13 protein-coding genes are annotated in these 17,122 nt (G+C 53.7%); all 13 read right to left on the reverse strand.

Annotated features, from left to right (window positions below):
- The coding region (locus A9587_RS21240) for a DUF6531 domain-containing protein (RefSeq protein WP_105281953.1) at positions 1–3,118 on the reverse strand (3,118 nt) is incomplete at its 3' end.
- Positions 3,119–3,137: 19 nt separating this feature from the next.
- Complete coding sequence (locus A9587_RS21245; RefSeq protein ID WP_105263901.1) at positions 3,138–3,581, reverse strand: DcrB-related protein; 444 nt, start codon at positions 3,579–3,581, stop codon at positions 3,138–3,140.
- Positions 3,582–3,604: 23 nt separating this feature from the next.
- Positions 3,605–5,818 (reverse strand): type VI secretion system Vgr family protein, encoded by a 2,214-nt coding sequence (locus tag A9587_RS21250; RefSeq protein WP_105263900.1) that lies wholly within the window; start codon positions 5,816–5,818, stop codon positions 3,605–3,607.
- A gap of 24 nt (positions 5,819–5,842) precedes the next feature.
- Positions 5,843–6,214: a hypothetical protein gene (locus A9587_RS21255; protein ID WP_038354621.1), complete on the reverse strand. Its 372-nt coding sequence runs from the start codon at positions 6,212–6,214 to the stop codon at positions 5,843–5,845.
- Complete coding sequence (locus A9587_RS21260; RefSeq protein WP_105263899.1) at positions 6,211–6,945, reverse strand: hypothetical protein; 735 nt, start codon at positions 6,943–6,945, stop codon at positions 6,211–6,213. The genes A9587_RS21255 and A9587_RS21260 overlap by 4 nt, the downstream gene beginning before the upstream one ends.
- A 191-nt stretch (positions 6,946–7,136) precedes the next feature.
- A complete protein-coding gene (locus tag A9587_RS21265) occupies positions 7,137–7,901 on the reverse strand; it encodes a TagF domain-containing protein (protein WP_001250469.1) in 765 nt (254 codons plus the stop codon).
- Positions 7,901–11,767, reverse strand: coding sequence for a type VI secretion system membrane subunit TssM (gene tssM / locus A9587_RS21270; protein ID WP_105263898.1), 3,867 nt, complete (start codon positions 11,765–11,767; stop codon positions 7,901–7,903). Before tssM ends, A9587_RS21265 begins: the two co-directional genes overlap by 1 nt.
- A 295-nt stretch (positions 11,768–12,062) precedes the next feature.
- A complete protein-coding gene (locus A9587_RS21280) occupies positions 12,063–12,737 on the reverse strand; it encodes a hypothetical protein (protein WP_105263897.1) in 675 nt (224 codons plus the stop codon).
- A gap of 5 nt (positions 12,738–12,742) precedes the next feature.
- Complete coding sequence (gene tssL, locus A9587_RS21285; RefSeq protein WP_105263896.1) at positions 12,743–14,059, reverse strand: type VI secretion system protein TssL, long form; 1,317 nt, start codon at positions 14,057–14,059, stop codon at positions 12,743–12,745.
- Positions 14,056–15,399: a type VI secretion system baseplate subunit TssK gene (tssK, locus tag A9587_RS21290; protein WP_000118766.1), complete on the reverse strand. Its 1,344-nt coding sequence runs from the start codon at positions 15,397–15,399 to the stop codon at positions 14,056–14,058. Before tssK ends, tssL begins: the two co-directional genes overlap by 4 nt.
- Before the next feature lie 3 nt (positions 15,400–15,402).
- Positions 15,403–15,936 (reverse strand): type VI secretion system lipoprotein TssJ, encoded by a 534-nt coding sequence (tssJ, locus tag A9587_RS21295; protein ID WP_001045927.1) that lies wholly within the window; start codon positions 15,934–15,936, stop codon positions 15,403–15,405.
- A 67-nt stretch (positions 15,937–16,003) separates the two neighbouring features.
- Entirely contained in the window at positions 16,004–16,489 is a 486-nt protein-coding gene (locus A9587_RS21300) for an Hcp family type VI secretion system effector (RefSeq protein WP_000312805.1), read from the reverse strand.
- A 180-nt stretch (positions 16,490–16,669) separates the two neighbouring features.
- A complete protein-coding gene (locus A9587_RS21305; protein WP_001515757.1) occupies positions 16,670–17,122 on the reverse strand; it encodes an STY0301 family protein in 453 nt (150 codons plus the stop codon).

Here is a 17,122-nt window from a genome sequence, read left to right on the forward strand (position 1 = left end):
GGTAACGGTCACGCCCGTAGCCCGGCAGGCGGTTGTCCATCACCGCTCCCTGATATTCATCCGTCAGCAGGTTGCCTGCTTTGTCGTAATAATAATGGTCATGGTCGTACATCTGCCCCGTACGACCAGTCAGCCAGCCGCTCCGGTCATAGCTGAACACCAGGCAGCCACGCAGTTTGTCGTTAATGCCGCTGACTTCACCGTCTGCGTTCCAGATGTAATCCCGCCCCGTCACGCTGTCGCTCTGTGTCGGGGGATTTCCGGCCTGTTGCGGACTCCGGCTGCCGCCTGGCAGGCTGCGCTGCCAGCTTAACCGGTTGTCGGCGTTGTAGCCGCTGAACGTCGTCAGCGCCCCCTGCGTGCGCATCACCTGGCGGTGCAGACTGTCACGCTCATATTCACTGACCGTGATACCATCCAGCGCCGTCTGGAGCAGATGCCCGCTGCCGTAGTAAAGATGGCTGAGGTGCTGCCCGTCCGGTAACGTGATATCGGTGGGGTTGCCCAGCGCGTCACGCCGGTACTTTATGCTGCCGTGTACGCTGTGCTCTGCCGTCAGCCACCCGCTGCGGTCATACGCGAAGCGCACCCTGTCCGCCTGCATGTGGTGCAGACGCTCACCTTCTTCCGTGGGGGTGAGCGTCACCTCCGTTATCTGGTCAAGACGGTTGTAGCTGAAGGTCCGTGTACTGTGCTGCGTGTCACTGCGCAGCAGGCGACCCAGCACATCACGCTGCTGTTTCTCATTGCGCACCCCGCCTTCTGTACCCTGCGTCTGGATGATGACCGGATACCCGCCCGCATTCAGCGCAAACATCCGTATCAGGCCGTCCGGGCGCTGTTCTCCCGTCAGTCGTCCATCCGCATCGTGACTGAACCGGTAAAGCGCCCCGTTGCCGTTGCTCAGGCTGGCAATCCACCCCTCCGCAGTGTAATGCCAGCGCGTCTCCCGTTTCTCTTCATCCGTGTGGAGCGTCAACAGCCCCCGCGGCGTATACTGCCAGCTCTGTATACTGCCCGTAAGACGACGGTGGCTGCTCAGTAATCCCAGCGCGTTCCAGGTGTAACGGTCCTGCTGTTTGCCCGGATGGCTGACTATCTCCGGCTGTCCCAGACGGTTATAGCTGATGTGTACCGTTTTCCCTTCCGCGTCCGTCACCGCCGTCAGGTTGCCGTCTTCATCGTATTCATAACCCGTGGCGCGCCCTGAACAGTCGGTGTAACGCACCAGTTGACCGCGCGCATCGTGCACCAGCGCAACCAGGCCGCCCCTCGCATCCGTGCGGCTGACTGCCAGCCCCTGTTCATCATACCCGTAGCGCGTGACGCGTCCTTCCGGGTCTGTTTCCTGTATTACCTGACCGTGTTCGTTGTAACCCGCTTTCCACACATGGTCGTCATCCAGCGCACGACGAGTGATTTCATCAAAACTGCCGTTCCACTGCGTCTGTGTCACCCGGCCTGCCGGATCCGTCTCTTTCACCACCCGACTCAGGGTGTCGTATTCCAGCGTTACCCTGCGTTCGCCGGGGAGTTCAACTGCTACGGGAAAATGGTTTTCGTTGTACGTGAAGCGGTACATCCTCCCGCCCGCCGTCCGGTGCGCAGTCACATACGTCTGTTCATCAAACCACCACTGCCACTTATGCCCCGGCCTGCCGGTAACCACCGTCTGCCCGCCAGCAAAATCATAGCGGAACCGGTAATCCTCGCCATCGCTGGTCGAGTGCTCCACCACCCTGGGAACCCCCTCAATCTCTTCCCAGCGGTAGGTACAGGTGAAGCCCGTCGCGTTGCGGTGCTCTGCCATCAGGCCATTTTCATAGGCGAACTGTCGCACTGCCACACCGGCCCGGTTCACCACACCGGTCAGTTGCCCGTTATTGTCGTAACGATATTCCACCAGGTTACCGGGACGTCCTCCCTTCACCAGTTCAATATGCGAAAGTCTTTCCCCCGCCGGGGTCATTGTGCGGTGCAATAACAGATGGTGCCCGCTGCTGGAAGCCACCCGCACCAGCCTGCCGTTCTCTCGCCCGAAAGCTATACGCTGTCGGTAGGGCGTCTCCATAAAAAGTAACGGTGCGACGCCGTAGTCATCAAATTCATCAAATATGTAATAGCTGCGGTCGGTGTAATGCAGTACATAGCGTCCGTCATGCAGGCGGCTCAGGTAAAACTGCTCTTCCGGATCGAATATCTGGTGCCCCGGCGTCAGCATGTCTTTCGGATAACTTAACTCACGCCCCTGGCCGCCAATCAGAGTGATATATTTCTCATCGGTGCGCAGGGTTATTTCCCAGTTCAGCCGCCATCCTTTGCCCAGTAGCCCCTCAGTTTCCAGATGGCTGGCATAAAAGCGCGAACAGGTAACAGGCAGGCGGCCCGGCAGGGTGAAATCCGTTTCCGGCAGCAGAATTTTTTGCCCGGTAGTTACATCAACCGGGTTGCTGAACAATCCCATAGCGGCCTCGGAAATGCCCATCCCGGCAATTTCGCCACCAATAAATTTTGCCGCGCATTTTGTGCCAAATTTCGAGCCCATCTTTGTCGCCTGACGCGAGGCTCCAGCCAGCCCCCCCAGCATTCCGGCGACCACATACAGCACATCCACAACCTGACGCAGCCAGTCCGGGATTTCCGGGCTGATTTCCAGTACCGTCTGCGTACCGCCGCCGAAAAAGACATTGGGGGAGCCATCCTCAATCACCGCATCACATTCAGTATGATCATCTTTTCGGGCGGCAGGCTGACTGTTGATGTAGATGTTGCCGGCCCCCTGGGCAATGCGGATTTCCGGAGAATGGTCTTCGCATATCACCGTACTCAGTACGGCGCGCGCGGCCGGGCGACTGTTAGTTCTGACATTATCAGATCCGGTCAGAATTTTTCCTGCTGTGGAATGTATCGAGCGCCCGATGGCCTCCCCAAGTTGCAGGACTCCGGAAGCGATCTGATCAGCCAGAAATCCCAGAACAAGTCCGGCAAAAAAACCACAGGTAGCAAAAGCAAAGCTGGCGGCGGCAATAATGGCAATGCCAATGATGGCCCCTATCAAAAAACCGGCAAGGGCGCTGGTGTGGTAGATAGGATCATCCACCCGTGCGGCTTCATACATGATAAAACCTCCCTGTTTTTTAGTTTTTAGCAGGCTGAAAACTGGTCAACCATGCAGTCCATAGCTGGTCGGTGTGCTCATCAAAAGGGCGCTGACTGGTCAGCGTCAACACCAGTACCTTTGCTGACCCGGTGATAAACCCGGCCTGACGCTGATACACTTCTGTTTTTCCAGAACGGTGGGTGGCGAGAATCTGCTCACCTGTCATGGCATCTTCGCCGGCTCCCGCCAGTGCCGTTCCCCGCGAAAGTACCCGGTGCTGGCCCAGTTTTTTTTTCATCAAGGCTATCTGGCGGTCAATATAGGTGGTCAGATTTTCATCGGGCCTGAGCGTATCGCGAGAAATATTCAGACTGGGAGTTGCCCTCTCATTGCCCGACGGGACGAAGATATTGACGGTGCGATCAAGAAAAGTTTCAGGCAGAGCAAAGCTGCCCTCCTGAATACGGTAAAGGCTGGTCATAGAAAAAATTCCTTTTATATTTTTTATTCAGAAGCGTCCGGGGTAGGTAACGGGGCAATATCATCCGCAGTCATGGCTTTGCCGCCATCCGGGTTCATATCAATTCCACTGCCAATGAGTTGCATAACATCGCTGGTGTGCAGTAAAAGTTGTTTTCCGCAAAACTTAATCGAGCCATCCTTGTGTAATACAAGCGCTGCATTGCCGCAGCGAAGGGTAAATTGATCGACAACGTCCAGACGATATGTCGTTCCGACATTGATGGTTTGGGCCTGTTTGACGGAAAGCCCATCATTTTTTGTGATGGTGGCATTGCGGTCTTCTCCCACGCTGATGGTTTCATTTTTAACAATGGTTTTTGTGCGATCGACCATGACTGTATGCGTTTCATTGTTTTTTACCGTAGTATTCAGATCTTTTTCCGCAAGAAACTTCACTTCTTCCGCACCCGTTTTGTCATCAAAGCGCAGCATGTTTCCGTTCGTCGGCCCGCCCTTTAACGAGTGACTGAATATCCCGCTCTGCGACGCCATGCCCGGTAGCCCCCACGGTGGCATGGTGTCCTGGTTGTAGGTGCGCCCGATGATTATCGGTAAATCCGGGTCACCATTTTTAAAGTCCACCAGTACTTCCTGGCCGATGCGCGGGATCTGGATCATGCCGAATCCTTTCCCCGCCCACGGATAGCTGACACGGATCCAGCAGGAGCTGTTTTCGTCATTGTTACCGTAACGATCCCAGCCAAACTGCACCTTCACCCGCCCATATTTATCCGTCCAGATTTCCTGCCCCGCCGGGCCGGTGACGATGGCGCTCTGCGGGCCTTTGGAGTGGGGTTTGCTCAGGGTTCGCTGTGGACGGTAAACTTCGCAGGTGGGGTGCAGTTCAAACGTGGTGACATAGGTAAAATGCTGGTTCTGACCGCTGTGCTGCGCATTATCCCGTAAAAACAGCGTGGTCTGTACCAACAGGTAATCCTGGTTAACTTCTGCCGTCGGATGATTCATCAGCGTGAAGGTGTAGCCCGTCATGAGGGTGCGGATATTTCCCGCCCCGCCAACACGGCTGCCGGGGCTGCGCTGTGCTTCCATACGAATGCGCGTCAGCATCTCACCTTCTCCCGTAGTGAAGTAATCACCAGGCCATTCGTAATGCTCATATTCAGCATGACCGGTATCGCGCGGACTAGCTACGGTACTTTTCAGCAGCGAACGTGGCTTCATAAAATCAAAATCGTCCAGCACCCACTTTCCAGTACGCAGCTTCTCACTGGCCGTAATGGTGTGGATAAACTCCTTATCCAGCTTCAGTCCTTCCTGGTGCCACTCCACCAGCGGCGAGTCCGGGCATGCTTTATGACCATTGATGGCATCAGCCAGCACCAGCGTGTGGCTGTTCTCACTGTGTTCAAACCACCAGTAAATCCCCCATTCCTGCATCAGGCGCTGAATGAAATCAAAGTCAGTTTCACCGTACTGTACCTGCCAGGCGCGGGGCGGATAATTTTCCACCAGCCGCTTTTCCACCGGAAAGGAATATTCATCCAGTACTTCACTGAGAATATCCACCACGGTTTTGTTCTGGAAAGCTTTGTAGTCACTGGTGTGGGTCAGCAGTTTCAGCCACGGTTCAATGCGTAATTCATACGTGACCGAACGTCCCTCATGGCCGACTACCCGCGCAGCGGTCACCAGCCCGCTGATATACCGTTTTCCGCCACCGTCCAGTTCGATACTGACGCACAGATCTCTGCCCACCATCGGCTTGAGCGGCAGATTGGCGGCGGGCGAAACGTAGCCCAGGTTCAGGGTGTCTGGAGTTTTAAGCTGCACAGTGTAGGAAAACAGATTTCCAAGCCCTTCCGAACCATTCATCCCCGCGAACAACAGCATCTGCGGTGGCACCGCACTACCGCTTACAGTGATGTTATGCGCCCCCGGTCCACCGGCTGCAAGCGACGCCACCGCATCCTGAACTGCGCCAGCCATATCCGAGATCCCTGCCGCCGCAGCGGCGGCCTGCGCTGCGGCTACCGCCGCTTTCACCAGTCCCGATGGTTCCGGCAGCGCACCAAACAGATCCGCTGCTGCCTGTTCTGCCATCTGTTCGGCTGCATCAGCTACATCTGTTGCGGCTGAACCTGCGCTTACAGCACTACTTTCTCCGGCTATTGGCGGCGTGGTGATGGCTGGCCCACCATTACTGCCAGATTTATTACCCGTAGATACAAAACTCATGATATTTATTCCTTTAATATCGGATTAGAATTTAGCGCCCGGCGGCCAGAAAAAATAAGAAATAACCCGCCACTGTCCATCTTTATAATGAAAAAAACATGTCAGATTTAAATCCCCCGGCAAATGCCAAAACATTTCTTTGATGGGGATATTTCTGAATTCAGGATTTGTTGAGCGATAGGTATTTTCAATTTCTATATAATATTCACCGACAAATTTATAACGAGGTTTTATAAATTCATACGCTGGCTGACCATAGTTATTTAATAGAACATTCTCTTCAACTCCATTATACACACCACTCGCATTCAGATAAGCATGCCCAGGAATATCAGACATGTTATTTTTCGCCCCACCCACTATCAAAAAAATAATCACAGCGTATATTAGTTTCATTTTTTTACGCTTTTCACAAAAAAATTAGAACCCGGAACCATTCTATTTAACCGCTCAATGACATTTCCCATATAACGAGAGCGCAGCTCCATACCAATATTCATTAACGCACTGGCATCCCCGGAAAATGGGGTAGTTGCTTTATCTGCATCATCACTATAGTATTCATCAGTAAGATATCCAATAATATGCCCAAGCTCGTGAGACAACCCTATTTGCTCATGACAAACTTTTGATGAACCAAGACATTTAGCTGCAGCAACTATATCTTTAGAGTCAAGTTCCACGTATCGACTATTCCAGACAATGGAACTCTGACGAAAACTATTTGGATCATCATTATCAATTTTAAACACCACTACATCCCAATACCCATGACGATCAGTCCGAATTATTTCTATTGTGAAAGGTAAATCCTTACCATTAAACTTACTGACAAACTCAGACTTCCCAGAAACGGATAAAAAAATCTTATTATTCCATGTTTGATTAATGACAAAAATAACTTTCCCATGAAAGGTATTTTTCTCCATATCTGTCCAATCAGTTTTTGCATCCCATCTTTTTATCCAATTATATTTCCATCTCAGCAATAATGAGATTGCACCATTTTCACGGTCAATTCTTAAATCTCCCCAGGCATCATTGTCCCTGATATATCGTTTATCCAGCATTAAGTCGTCATAAGCATCGTATGCCTGCTGAATAGCCTCATCATGAGAGTTACCCATGTTCACCTCCTTATATTGCTATATATCCAATAAACCTGAAGATGATTGCTTACCCACCAATGCAGACGGGGCCAGGGGTAGCCTGAAGTCAACAAATAGCAATCAACTTGAAGTTCAGGGGTATATTTGTTTCCCATCTACACGTTTATCGTCATATTTTTGTATAGCTATTCTCAGCATTCGTGGGCACATTATTTTTTCTCCAACCGCAGCGCATCCACATACCGCCCCTCGCTGTTCTGCTGCCAGAACCAGCCTTGCCCCTGCTGCGCCTGCGCCAGCATTTTGTCCGGCCAGCCTGGCCACGGCAGGTGGCGCACACCAGGCAATTCCACTATCGGCGCGTCCGGTAGCCCGGTGAGTTCCCGGCTACGCTGCGGTACACGTCGCAAGCCGCGCAGCCACTGCGCCCAGCGCGGCCCCGGCCGCCACATCGCCCACAGTTGATCTGTCTGCTCTGCCAGCCGCCCGCAGCATTCTGTCTGTGGTGAGACATATACTGCCGCCAACTGCGCCAGCCAGTACAACCAGCCCTGCGTGTCATCCAGGCTCTCTTCCAGCCATTCCCGTCCGGCACGCTGATAAATCACCAGCGGCCACGGTCTGCCCGTACTGTCTCGCGATGCGGTCAATACTCCGGTCAGCCATTCATCACGCCCGCCAATGGGGAGAAACCCCGGCGATAGCACAAAACTCCACGGCAATGGGTGGTGCTCCGGCAGCGTCTTTTTCTCACGCGGTGACAGGTGCATCCAGCCGTTGTTTGCTCCAGCCTTCGCAGCATCCGTTCCTTCCGGCAGAACAATATGCCGCCCCTGTCCCAGCCACGTCTGCTGGTTCAGCCATGCCTGCCACACCTGCGCTTCGTTCGCACTCACCCGCCAGCGCACGTAGTCCCGCTGGTCCGGCAATCTGCCGAACATCGCCGGAGCCGATACTGCCGTAGCCCGGCGCATCAAAGCGTCCTCTCCGGGCAGGCGAAGCGTTGCAGTAGCCCCCGGTTCACCGGGTCAAAATCCCGCCCAGCGGTAATCTCCAGCACCACCCGCCGCCCATCAAAACTGTACTCCACCTGCTGAGTTCCCCGTACCGCTGTCTCCTGCGCGTTACCCGCATCCAGCAGATGAAACAGCGCCCACGGCCCGTTAGTCAGTAACGTCGAGGTGTCCTGGCGGATGCGCGGGCTGGCGGTGATTTCCGCCATTGAGCCATTACGCGGCCCGGGCCAGCTCACTTTCAGCGGCCTGACCGGGCCGTGAGCGTAACGCAGCACCTGCCCGTCAATGTCAATCACCAGTTCGGTGATGGCAGGGTCCATATCCACGACGCGAACCTGCATCGCCCAGGAGAACTTTTTCCCGCCTTCCCCGTTAAAAAAAACGCTACGGATCTGCTTTGCTTCCTGAAACGGTGTCAGATCCGGCCCGAGCAATGTCATGTTGCCTTCGGTCGGCTTGTAGCGCCACGGGTTACTGGCAGTGTCCGCCAGCGGGGCAAGTTGCTTCGTCCAGAAAGCATCCAGCACGCCGCCGCTGGCAAAGATACGGTTAAAATCATCCGCACTGACTTCCTGTGGGCTGTCGGCAAAGGGGTAGCGTCCGTCAATGGCATCACGGCACTCATCACCGATCACCGCCTCCATTTGCGCATTCAGCACTTCACCCGTTCCGGCGTTGATTTTGCGCGTCCCCTGCTGTGTTAAATCCAGCAGAATATTTTTCAGCGGTGCAGGCAGTTTTGCTGCCTCCAGTTGAAGTTTATCCGCCGCCGAAATGCGGCCCGGTAATGTGCTGGCCGCCAGCGCACTGTCGGCAATGGTGAGCTGGGTGTAATACTCATTGAGCATCGTCAGCAACGAATTAAGCTGTGGTGCGCTGCCCCCTTGTGCGCTGTCCGTACGCCCGGAAACCACTTCCCGCAATGCGGCAAAACGATCATCCACCAGTGTTTTCTCCAGACGTTCTTCCGGATGGATGTCCTGCAACAGCTTCGCCGTCTGTACCGCTTTCCCCGCATTACCGGAAAGCCGATCCTGCGCTCGCTGAGCCATCTGCTTTTGTCTGGCCTGCGCATCCAGCGGCGGCACCAGGGTGGTCTGATCTACCACGACTTTACTCAGCCGCATCAGCGGGGAATCAGGTGAGGCCAGAGTACGCAGCACCTGAAGGTCATACGCCAGTCCGGGGCTGCCGTCTTCCCCAGCGCTGTTGATGCTGTGAATGCTTGCCAGAAAATCCTGCCAGCGGCGGGCATATTCAGCGAGGTACAGGCGACGGACTTCACGGGTAATCGGGAGTTCCTGTCCCGGTAACTGGCTCATTACAATCTCAGTCGTTTTTTTTTGCGCACTTTCGCGCCCCATCACCCAGGCGTCATCCGCTGATGCGGCGGCGACAAACTCCGACAGCCGTTTGTCGAACAGTTCCCGGTAGCCTTCGCGGGTGAAGATGCCAGGCACGCCCCGATCTAATGGCGCACCATCCGTGCGGACAAAAACCGTTCCCGCATCCGCGCCCACGGCACGAACCAGCGAAAACTCCTGCGGCGCTTCGCTCTCCATAGAAGCCAGTGCACGAGTATAGATACGCTCGGTGCTGGTATGACCGTCAAGAAAGGCTCGCGCCAGGCGGATCAGCCTCTCATCTTTTTCGTATGGCGAATGCACCACGCGACTGCCGTCAAACAGAGCATCGATATGTTCCAGCACGGCTGCGCGACCGCCGAAATCTGCCACGCTGTCGCGGTTGTTCAGATCGTTCAACACCCAGGCGTGGATCTCCGCGGCGTTGTATTTGTCCTCGTGGTCTTTATCGAGGTTCAGCAGCAGATAAACATGCAGAGCGTCATAGGCAGCTTTACTGTCCTGACGGGCAATCGCATCCGAAAGTACGTATTCCATGCGCTTCACCAACGGCGGTAGCAGTAACTGGTCAAGCAGGCGGTCATACAGGGATGCCACGCTCTCCATCACCGGAGGGACGCTGTAAAGACCATAACGCCAGGCCAGCGGCGGTGAGTCCGGATCCAACCCCGGCCAGGCAGAGAGCGCCCGCGCCTGGTTCAGTAATGCGGGAACCGGCTGCATGGCGGGTTTTCCGGTATAGGCTTTGACGTCATCATCCAGTTGGGTCGTCCGGTTGGTGATTTCATGCAGATAATCGCTGTTACCCTGCTGGCTGCCCTGCATTCCCTGCCACAACCAGAAAGCCAGCGCCAGTACCAGCAGATGCCCACCGGTACGCAGCAGGCGGTAACGCCAGGCCCACTGAAGGTTCGGCTCCACCATGTGCGCTTCACGGAAGATAAATTTAGTCAGCAGGTCATGGAGAAAATAGCTTCGGTTGCCATCCGGCAGAGTATGGGACGGAGACTCCTCGTTCCCTTTTATTGCCCGGACAAAACGCTGCCAGATGCCCGTCTGGTCTGCTACGGCGTCTGCCTGCGCCTGTGCGGCACTGGTGAAAAATACCCCGCGCAGGGTGTTGTTAAGCTGGGTGGCATCGAATTTTGAATCGAGGAAAATCTGTTCAATGGCTTCCAGCAATGGCGTGCCCAGCGCGGCAAATTCACGCGGGAAGCGGTAGAGCCGTTGGCGGCTTTTAAGGTCGTACTCTTCCTGCAACCGACTATCCATCCCCTGATCCAGCCGCAGCGTCAGATTTGCCAGTTCCTGACCACAGAGCGCATGCAGTGACTGCGAATCACTGGCGTGACGCCTGCGGCTGTATGGCAGAGTAAAGCCCCAGACCTGAGCACGCAGGTGACTGGTCAATCCACGGAAATACTCCGTAAAGCCGGGTAGCAGATCCATTTTGGTGACAACCAGATAAACCGGGAAACGAATGCCCAGTGTCTCCCGCAGTTCCGCCAGCCGCGCACGCAGGGCTGCACAGGCAGCCAGCCGTTCAGCCGGGGATTGTGCGGTCAAATCTGCCACATTCAGCGTCAAAATTACGCCGTTCAGCGGCGCGCCGGGACGGTGTTTACGCAGTAGCCCCAGAAATCCCTGCCATTCCCCGGCGTTGCGCTGGGTTGCACTGATTTCACCGCCATCATCGTGGCGGGCATAGCGCCCGGCGGTGTCAATGAGCACAGCCTCATTAGTAAACCACCAGTCGCAGTGCAACGTGCCGCCGCCCGGCACGGTGAGGATATGCGCGGTCTGCTCCATCTGTTCCGCCAGCGGAAACTGTAGCCCGGTGTTAAGCAGCGCGGTGGTTTTACCATCACCGGGGCTGCCGATAACCATGAACCACGGCAGTTCGTACAGAAAGCGTTTCCCTTCCAGGACCTTACGCCAACCAGGTAGATCCACACGCAGTTGTTTCAGTTGTCGGATGGCGCGGTTGAAAATATGGCTGACGGTGCGCAGATCGGCCTTAATTTCCCCTGCCACCGGTACGTCTTCCCCGCGCGGATGCAAGAAACGGCGCAGCAGTTGTTCATCCAGACGCAACGCCCGCCAAAGCCGGTACAGGCCATACAGCGCATAGCTCAGCAGGATCATGCCGATTAGCGTCAGACGCAGCCACAGCGGCGCAAACGGGCGAACGTCACCGAAGGCCAGCAACGGTGAGACAAAGCCGATAACCAGGCACAGAACCGTCACGCCAATGATGCTCATCGACCAATTCACCAGCCACAGCGCGAGGAACATTAGTAACAGAACGATAGTGACTACCCTACTCCCCACGGATGCAAGCGGATGCAGGGTATCAAACGCCACCAGCGGCCCGAGAAACCAGACCAGTAGCGCCAACGCCACCACGCAGACAACGACCAGCGCACGGCGGGAAAACAGCAGACTGAGAAATTTTTGCATTATTGTTCAGAACTCCATGCGATAATCAGTAATAGCAAAATGCCGCAAGCTGAAAAAATCCGTCCAATACGGGCTACTGAAAAAAAATAAAGAGCAATCTGAACAATTATCAAAATAAAATAAATCAACATTTTGATTATTTCTCTGTTCCCATTTCCCTGAGGCAACGCTGTTATTGAAGGATCTATATCCTGCATCTATTGATACTCATTCCCGGAAAAAAGCATAATGATGATCAGACCCATAATGAATAATAACCATCCTGATATTTGAATTATTCTTCTCACGAAGACTCCTAATGGGTGATGAGTAAACGAGAGAAATGCAACCAGTTGTTGACAATAAAATTGCCATAGCTGGTATCTTCCTTTATTTTCTCCAGGGTAAGCGACATACACCGGTTATAACGGGCACCAATAATTCTTATCTGCTCTTCCGTCAGGTGTGGTAAGGAGGACTGAAATCCATCTCTTTCAGCTAATTGATAAAGATGTCTGGCCACAAGTTGAATATTAAAAATATCATGCTGGAGGCAATTTGCCAGTTCACGCAATTGAGAGGTATCCATTTTTGACTCATCAAGCCCAGGTGTTCTGGCTGTGGTTCGCAATTGCATACTCACTGCACCAAAAGATGTTTTTTCTGGTCTCGAAGTCATGGTGATATGTTCATCAATCCACTCAGGCCCACTCCAGTTAATAGTCCGAGCATCAAATGCCAGCATATCTACAATACAGGGCTCTCCCCCGACTTCTATCCAACACACACCAGCCAGTAAAGGCGCTGGCAAATTATATGTATTGGCAGCCGACGTTATCAGAAGGTGGTTATGTTTCACCCAGCGTTCTTTGAAATAACGCCCATAAGGTACACCTTCGCCCCATTTTTTTGGGGCTAATTTCCAGAAAAGAAATTCGGTCACGCCCCATACCGGTGAATGATTCGATGCATTGCAGTCCAGATTCTTCATTTTTCTCACTCCACCACCAGAATTTCCACCCGGCGATTCTGCGCCCGTCCGGTTTTAGTGCTGTTATCGGCCACTGGTGCGGTATCCCCTTTCCCGACAACCCGGATCCGGCTGGCCGAAACGCCACCGGACGTCAGCAACGAAGCCACTTCTGCCGCACGTTTTTCTGATAACACCTGATTCGACGGGAATTCAGCGGAGTGGATAGGCTGGCTGTCGGTGTGACCGGTCACCGTCACCGCACCGCCCACACGCGCAATCTCGCGCGCGGCCTTATCAATCACCGGGCGGAGCGCATCATTTACGGTTTTCTGCCCCGGTATAAACATCGTATCGCCTCGGAAGATCACACGGCTGTGATGGTCATCTTCCTCCACCGTCAGCAGGCCACGGGCAATTTCGTTCGCCAGCAGGATCTTCAGTCGCAGTTTGTGCACCGGAATCGGTGGCGGCGACAGGTGTTTACCGATGGCGTCGATATGCTGCTGTACGGTTAAGGTGGCGAGATTCATCCGGTGGCTGTAAAGGCCAAACAACGTCAGCATCACCAGCAGAGCTATTCCGGCACTCAGCCAGACCGGCACCCGGCGCATCCGGCGCATCCGTCCGCTGACAGCTCCGGTAAATCCCGGCGAGAGCGTCGGCGTGACCGGATCGCGACGCTGGACCAGTTGGGTCAGCAGTTGCTGGCGGATATCGTCCAGTTGCTTACGTCCGTCCGGGCGCACGCTGTAGCGGCCTTCAAAACCCAGCCCCAGAATGTGGTAAATGATTTCCAGCACATCGCTGTGCTCCTGGAAGCTGGCGGCGAGTCGGCCAATTATCTGAAACAGCTTGATGCCGCCTTCACTTTCGCCATGAAAAGTCACCAGCAGGCTCTTCCCGGCCCAGACTCCGCGTCGTCCCCAGACGGTGTTGTTGGCAGCTTCGTCAAGCGCCGTACACAGGCAGTAACGTACCGCCAGCACATGTTCGCGGCGCAGGTTTGCCTGGTCGCACAGCGTCTGATACCGGCGAACTTCACGCTCCAGCAGGGCGCGGTAATGTTCGACAAAAGCAGGGGCAAGTTCACGGGGCATCTGCGCCAGTGCGCACAGCAGCGGACTTGCCGCCGCCAGCAGGGGATTAGCCGCAGCGGTGATTTCGGCCAGCCGGAGTTTCATATCCGGGCCGTCTTCAACCACCACCTTTATATCTTCCCTGCGAAGGCTGTCCTGTATTGCGATATCATAACCTTCATTATCAGGTGGTTTTGTCCCCCCCACTGATGGCTGGAATGGCTGGGTATTCATCGCAGGATGCGTCAGAATATCGTCGGTCATTTATCGCGAACTCCCCACAGCTCCAGCTCCAGCCCTGGAAATTCTCCGGCGGTATGCATTGCCATGCCGCCATAGCGGGCGATATGTTCCCACAGCACGCCGTCGCGACGGATGTCGTAATAGATATAACCGGACTGGAACGGAATCTGACGCGGCGGCACCGGCAGCACCTGTAAAGCAAGGCCCGGCAGGTGCGAACGAATCAGCTCCGGCAGGCGTTCGGACGGCCCTATTTTGGTCTGAGCCGAAAAATGTTGCAGCAAGGTTTCGGCGGACATCTGCGCCTTCACCGCCAATACTAACGAGCTGAAATCTGACAGTTCGGTAGGTTCAATCACCGCATTGAGAATACCGTAAGTTCCCTCCTCCAGAGTGATTCGCTGCGCCCCGCGGATCAGCACAGCATTTAGCAGATACTGCACCTCATCTACCACCGATTTCAGCCCGGCATAGGGCGTCAGGTGCTTATATTCTTTATATTTTTCCGGACGGCGTGTTTGCGGACGCACGTAGGTAGAGAGTTCTCCGGCCAGTGCGCAAAGATTACGATAGAGCACTTCAGGCGACAGCGGCGTTTTCGACATATGGATCAGTAAGGGGCCAAAACGATTGAGAATTTGCAATAGCAGGTAATCCGACACTTCCGCCGCCTCATGGCCGTGTTTATCACTGCCCGTCAATCGCTCAGCCAGAGAATTTGCCCGCATTTTGATCAGATCGTTGATCCACGACAACCATGTACATATCAGTGAACTTGCCTGATAGTTCACCACCGGCGGGATCAAATCTTCGTCAATATCAACCCGCCCCTCTGGATGCAATGCTGTGATACGTGTCAGCGGCAGGCCGATCCACGCATCCGTCACCGCCTTTTCCGGCAACAGACGGAGGCGCAGGTGGCTGAGTTGCAACAGTTGTGCGCCGCGCCCCAATGAGTTTGCATCACGGATTTCATTTTCATGAACCGAAAAGCGTGCCAGCGATTCTGGATTATTGCCAAAACTGGTTTCTTCGCTGTTCGGTGTACGTATTGGCACCGCCAAATAAATCAATTGGTTAAGGTGCTCTGGCAGGATGGTAAGAGGCGGCGGTAGTGGTGTGTGTCCCGGCGCATTAAACGGTGTTCCGTCGGCAAACACCCCAAAAGCCTTCGTGAGTACCAGCTTTCCGATGTTCAGTGCTTCACTGTCAATGCCGTATTCACTGAAGCCCCAGAAAAAGGGGGAAAGAGGCAAACTGCGGTAATGAATGACATGTTCCAGATAGCGTTCCTGCTGCTGAAACATCTGTGGCAGCAAAAATTGCCCTTCACTCCAGACTACCCGGTTATTCCAACTCATAATTTACTCATCCCGTTCTTTAATCACTATGGCGCTTTGCTCTATACCGGCATCCAGTTCGACTTTTTTCTTTGGCATAAAGCGGCTGTACCAGCTTTTTTCCGGGGGATCAGGAATTTTATACGTGACTCGCCATACCGATTTTCCCAGATTGCGATAGCCAGCAAGGATCCCCAGTGCCGTGGTTTCTTTATTGAGAGAGCGACGCAGCTTTTTCTCCTCGCCCGGACGCAGGATAAAGCTGTCGCGGTGCAGTAAATCATCGGTAAGAACAGTTTTGTCATTGTCCTGAAGAGACCACCAGTCCGCCGCCGTGAAAGCTGCATCATTTTTCAGTTCATAAACGCGTATCTCTATGGGCGCGGCTTTCTTCTGATTGTCTGGGTTCACCTTATCGGAAGCCTTCATCACCAGATCAAGTCGCTGTGACATCAGGTCCGGCACGGTGTCGCTGTCAATGCTGCACCCGGGCAAAAGGCAGATAAAAAACAACGCTACCGCCCATAACCGCCAACCGGGGTCACGCCATTTATTCACTGTAATTTCCTTTAAAATCAAATGATAAAGAACGGCCAGGCTATATACCTGGCCGGAAAAAAATTGCTTAAATTTCTTTGTTAGCTTTGAAATCGTAACCTGCCGTGATAGTGCCGCCGCTGCCGCCCTGCTGGTTCTGCACCACGTATTCCTGTTTCACGGTGCTGAAAGAGAGTTCGACTCTTTCGCGGGAGGCGATCTCGCCCTCCTTGCTACCACTGGGGGAAACCACAGCCACAATCAGGTCAGTAAAAGTGTACTTGAGGTATTCCAGCGGATTGCCGCCTGCTTTACGCATGACAAGGATGGACTTCGGAATGTGCTTGCCGGAGGAGCAGTATTTGAACAGGTTCGGGCTGGCGCGATCGATATAATGTTCAAACTCCAGGTTAGTCACGGAGACTTTACCGGATCCCAGGCCGCTGCCCGCGTGCATGGTGGATTCCTGGTGGATATTCCAGCGCCAGCTCAGCACCTCAATTTCATTTTTATGTTTGTCATCCATTGACTCGCCGTCAATGCCGTCAATTTTCAAAAAAATGTCATAAGCCATTTTTATTTCCTTATTAAGAATTACTTAAAAATAATCTCTGATTTATCTGCATAGCTGAATGCAGATAAACCATTGCCGTACAGAACCCCCTCTCCTTTATTTCAGAAGAACAGAAGGCTGTATAATTTCCGGTAATGAGATACCAGTATTTAATTAATTTACATGTTGAATGTATTACGTCTATTTACATATCACAGATATCAATGACTCTCCTTGTTCCCGCTGACGCTGTAAAGAAGATGCCTGGCACTGTGTTGCAGATGCTGGTACTGGTTGTGATAACCAAACCTGTCCGTGGTTATAAATACAAGAAACCCAGTAACGCTCACTATCCTGATTAGTGGTCATTGTGGTATCCCATATTTGCCGGGTTTCACCCTTTATTTTCTCTGTCTCTGGTTTTAGATCTATCCGATTTTCAGGTTTTCCCTGCGACATCCCTACGCCGTCCAGCCACAGACGGGGTTCATAGCGGGAAGATCCCTGCCAGGATGCAGGTACATCCGACTCCAGTACTGTCGTTGAGGATTTTATATTGATAAACTCGGGGCAACTGACTTCCCACGCTGCAACAAATTGTGAATAAAACAACATATAACCCAATAACAGAGAAAAAATAAAACGGGTCCCCAT

Origin of the sequence: Escherichia sp. MOD1-EC6162 (genome assembly GCF_002965125.1) — a bacterium.
Classification (GTDB): Bacteria; Pseudomonadota; Gammaproteobacteria; order Enterobacterales; family Enterobacteriaceae; genus Escherichia; species Escherichia marmotae.

Excerpts from the sequence above, each read along its gene's own strand:
- A9587_RS21245 (WP_105263901.1), bottom strand. The coding sequence starts at position 3,581 with ATGACCAGCCTTTACCGTATTCAGGAGGGCAGCTTTGCTCTGCCTGAA.
- A9587_RS21250 (WP_105263900.1), bottom strand. The coding sequence starts at position 5,818 with ATGAGTTTTGTATCTACGGGTAATAAATCTGGCAGTAATGGTGGGCCA.
- A9587_RS21255 (WP_038354621.1), bottom strand. The coding sequence starts at position 6,214 with ATGAAACTAATATACGCTGTGATTATTTTTTTGATAGTGGGTGGGGCG.
- A9587_RS21260 (WP_105263899.1), bottom strand. The coding sequence starts at position 6,945 with ATGGGTAACTCTCATGATGAGGCTATTCAGCAGGCATACGATGCTTAT.
- A9587_RS21265 (WP_001250469.1), bottom strand. The coding sequence starts at position 7,901 with ATGCGCCGGGCTACGGCAGTATCGGCTCCGGCGATGTTCGGCAGATTG.
- tssM (WP_105263898.1), bottom strand. The coding sequence starts at position 11,767 with ATGCAAAAATTTCTCAGTCTGCTGTTTTCCCGCCGTGCGCTGGTCGTT.
- A9587_RS21280 (WP_105263897.1), bottom strand. The coding sequence starts at position 12,737 with ATGAAGAATCTGGACTGCAATGCATCGAATCATTCACCGGTATGGGGC.
- tssL (WP_105263896.1), bottom strand. The coding sequence starts at position 14,059 with ATGACCGACGATATTCTGACGCATCCTGCGATGAATACCCAGCCATTC.
- tssK (WP_000118766.1), bottom strand. The coding sequence starts at position 15,399 with ATGAGTTGGAATAACCGGGTAGTCTGGAGTGAAGGGCAATTTTTGCTG.
- A9587_RS21300 (WP_000312805.1), bottom strand. The coding sequence starts at position 16,489 with ATGGCTTATGACATTTTTTTGAAAATTGACGGCATTGACGGCGAGTCA.
- A9587_RS21305 (WP_001515757.1), bottom strand. The coding sequence starts at position 17,122 with ATGGGGACCCGTTTTATTTTTTCTCTGTTATTGGGTTATATGTTGTTT.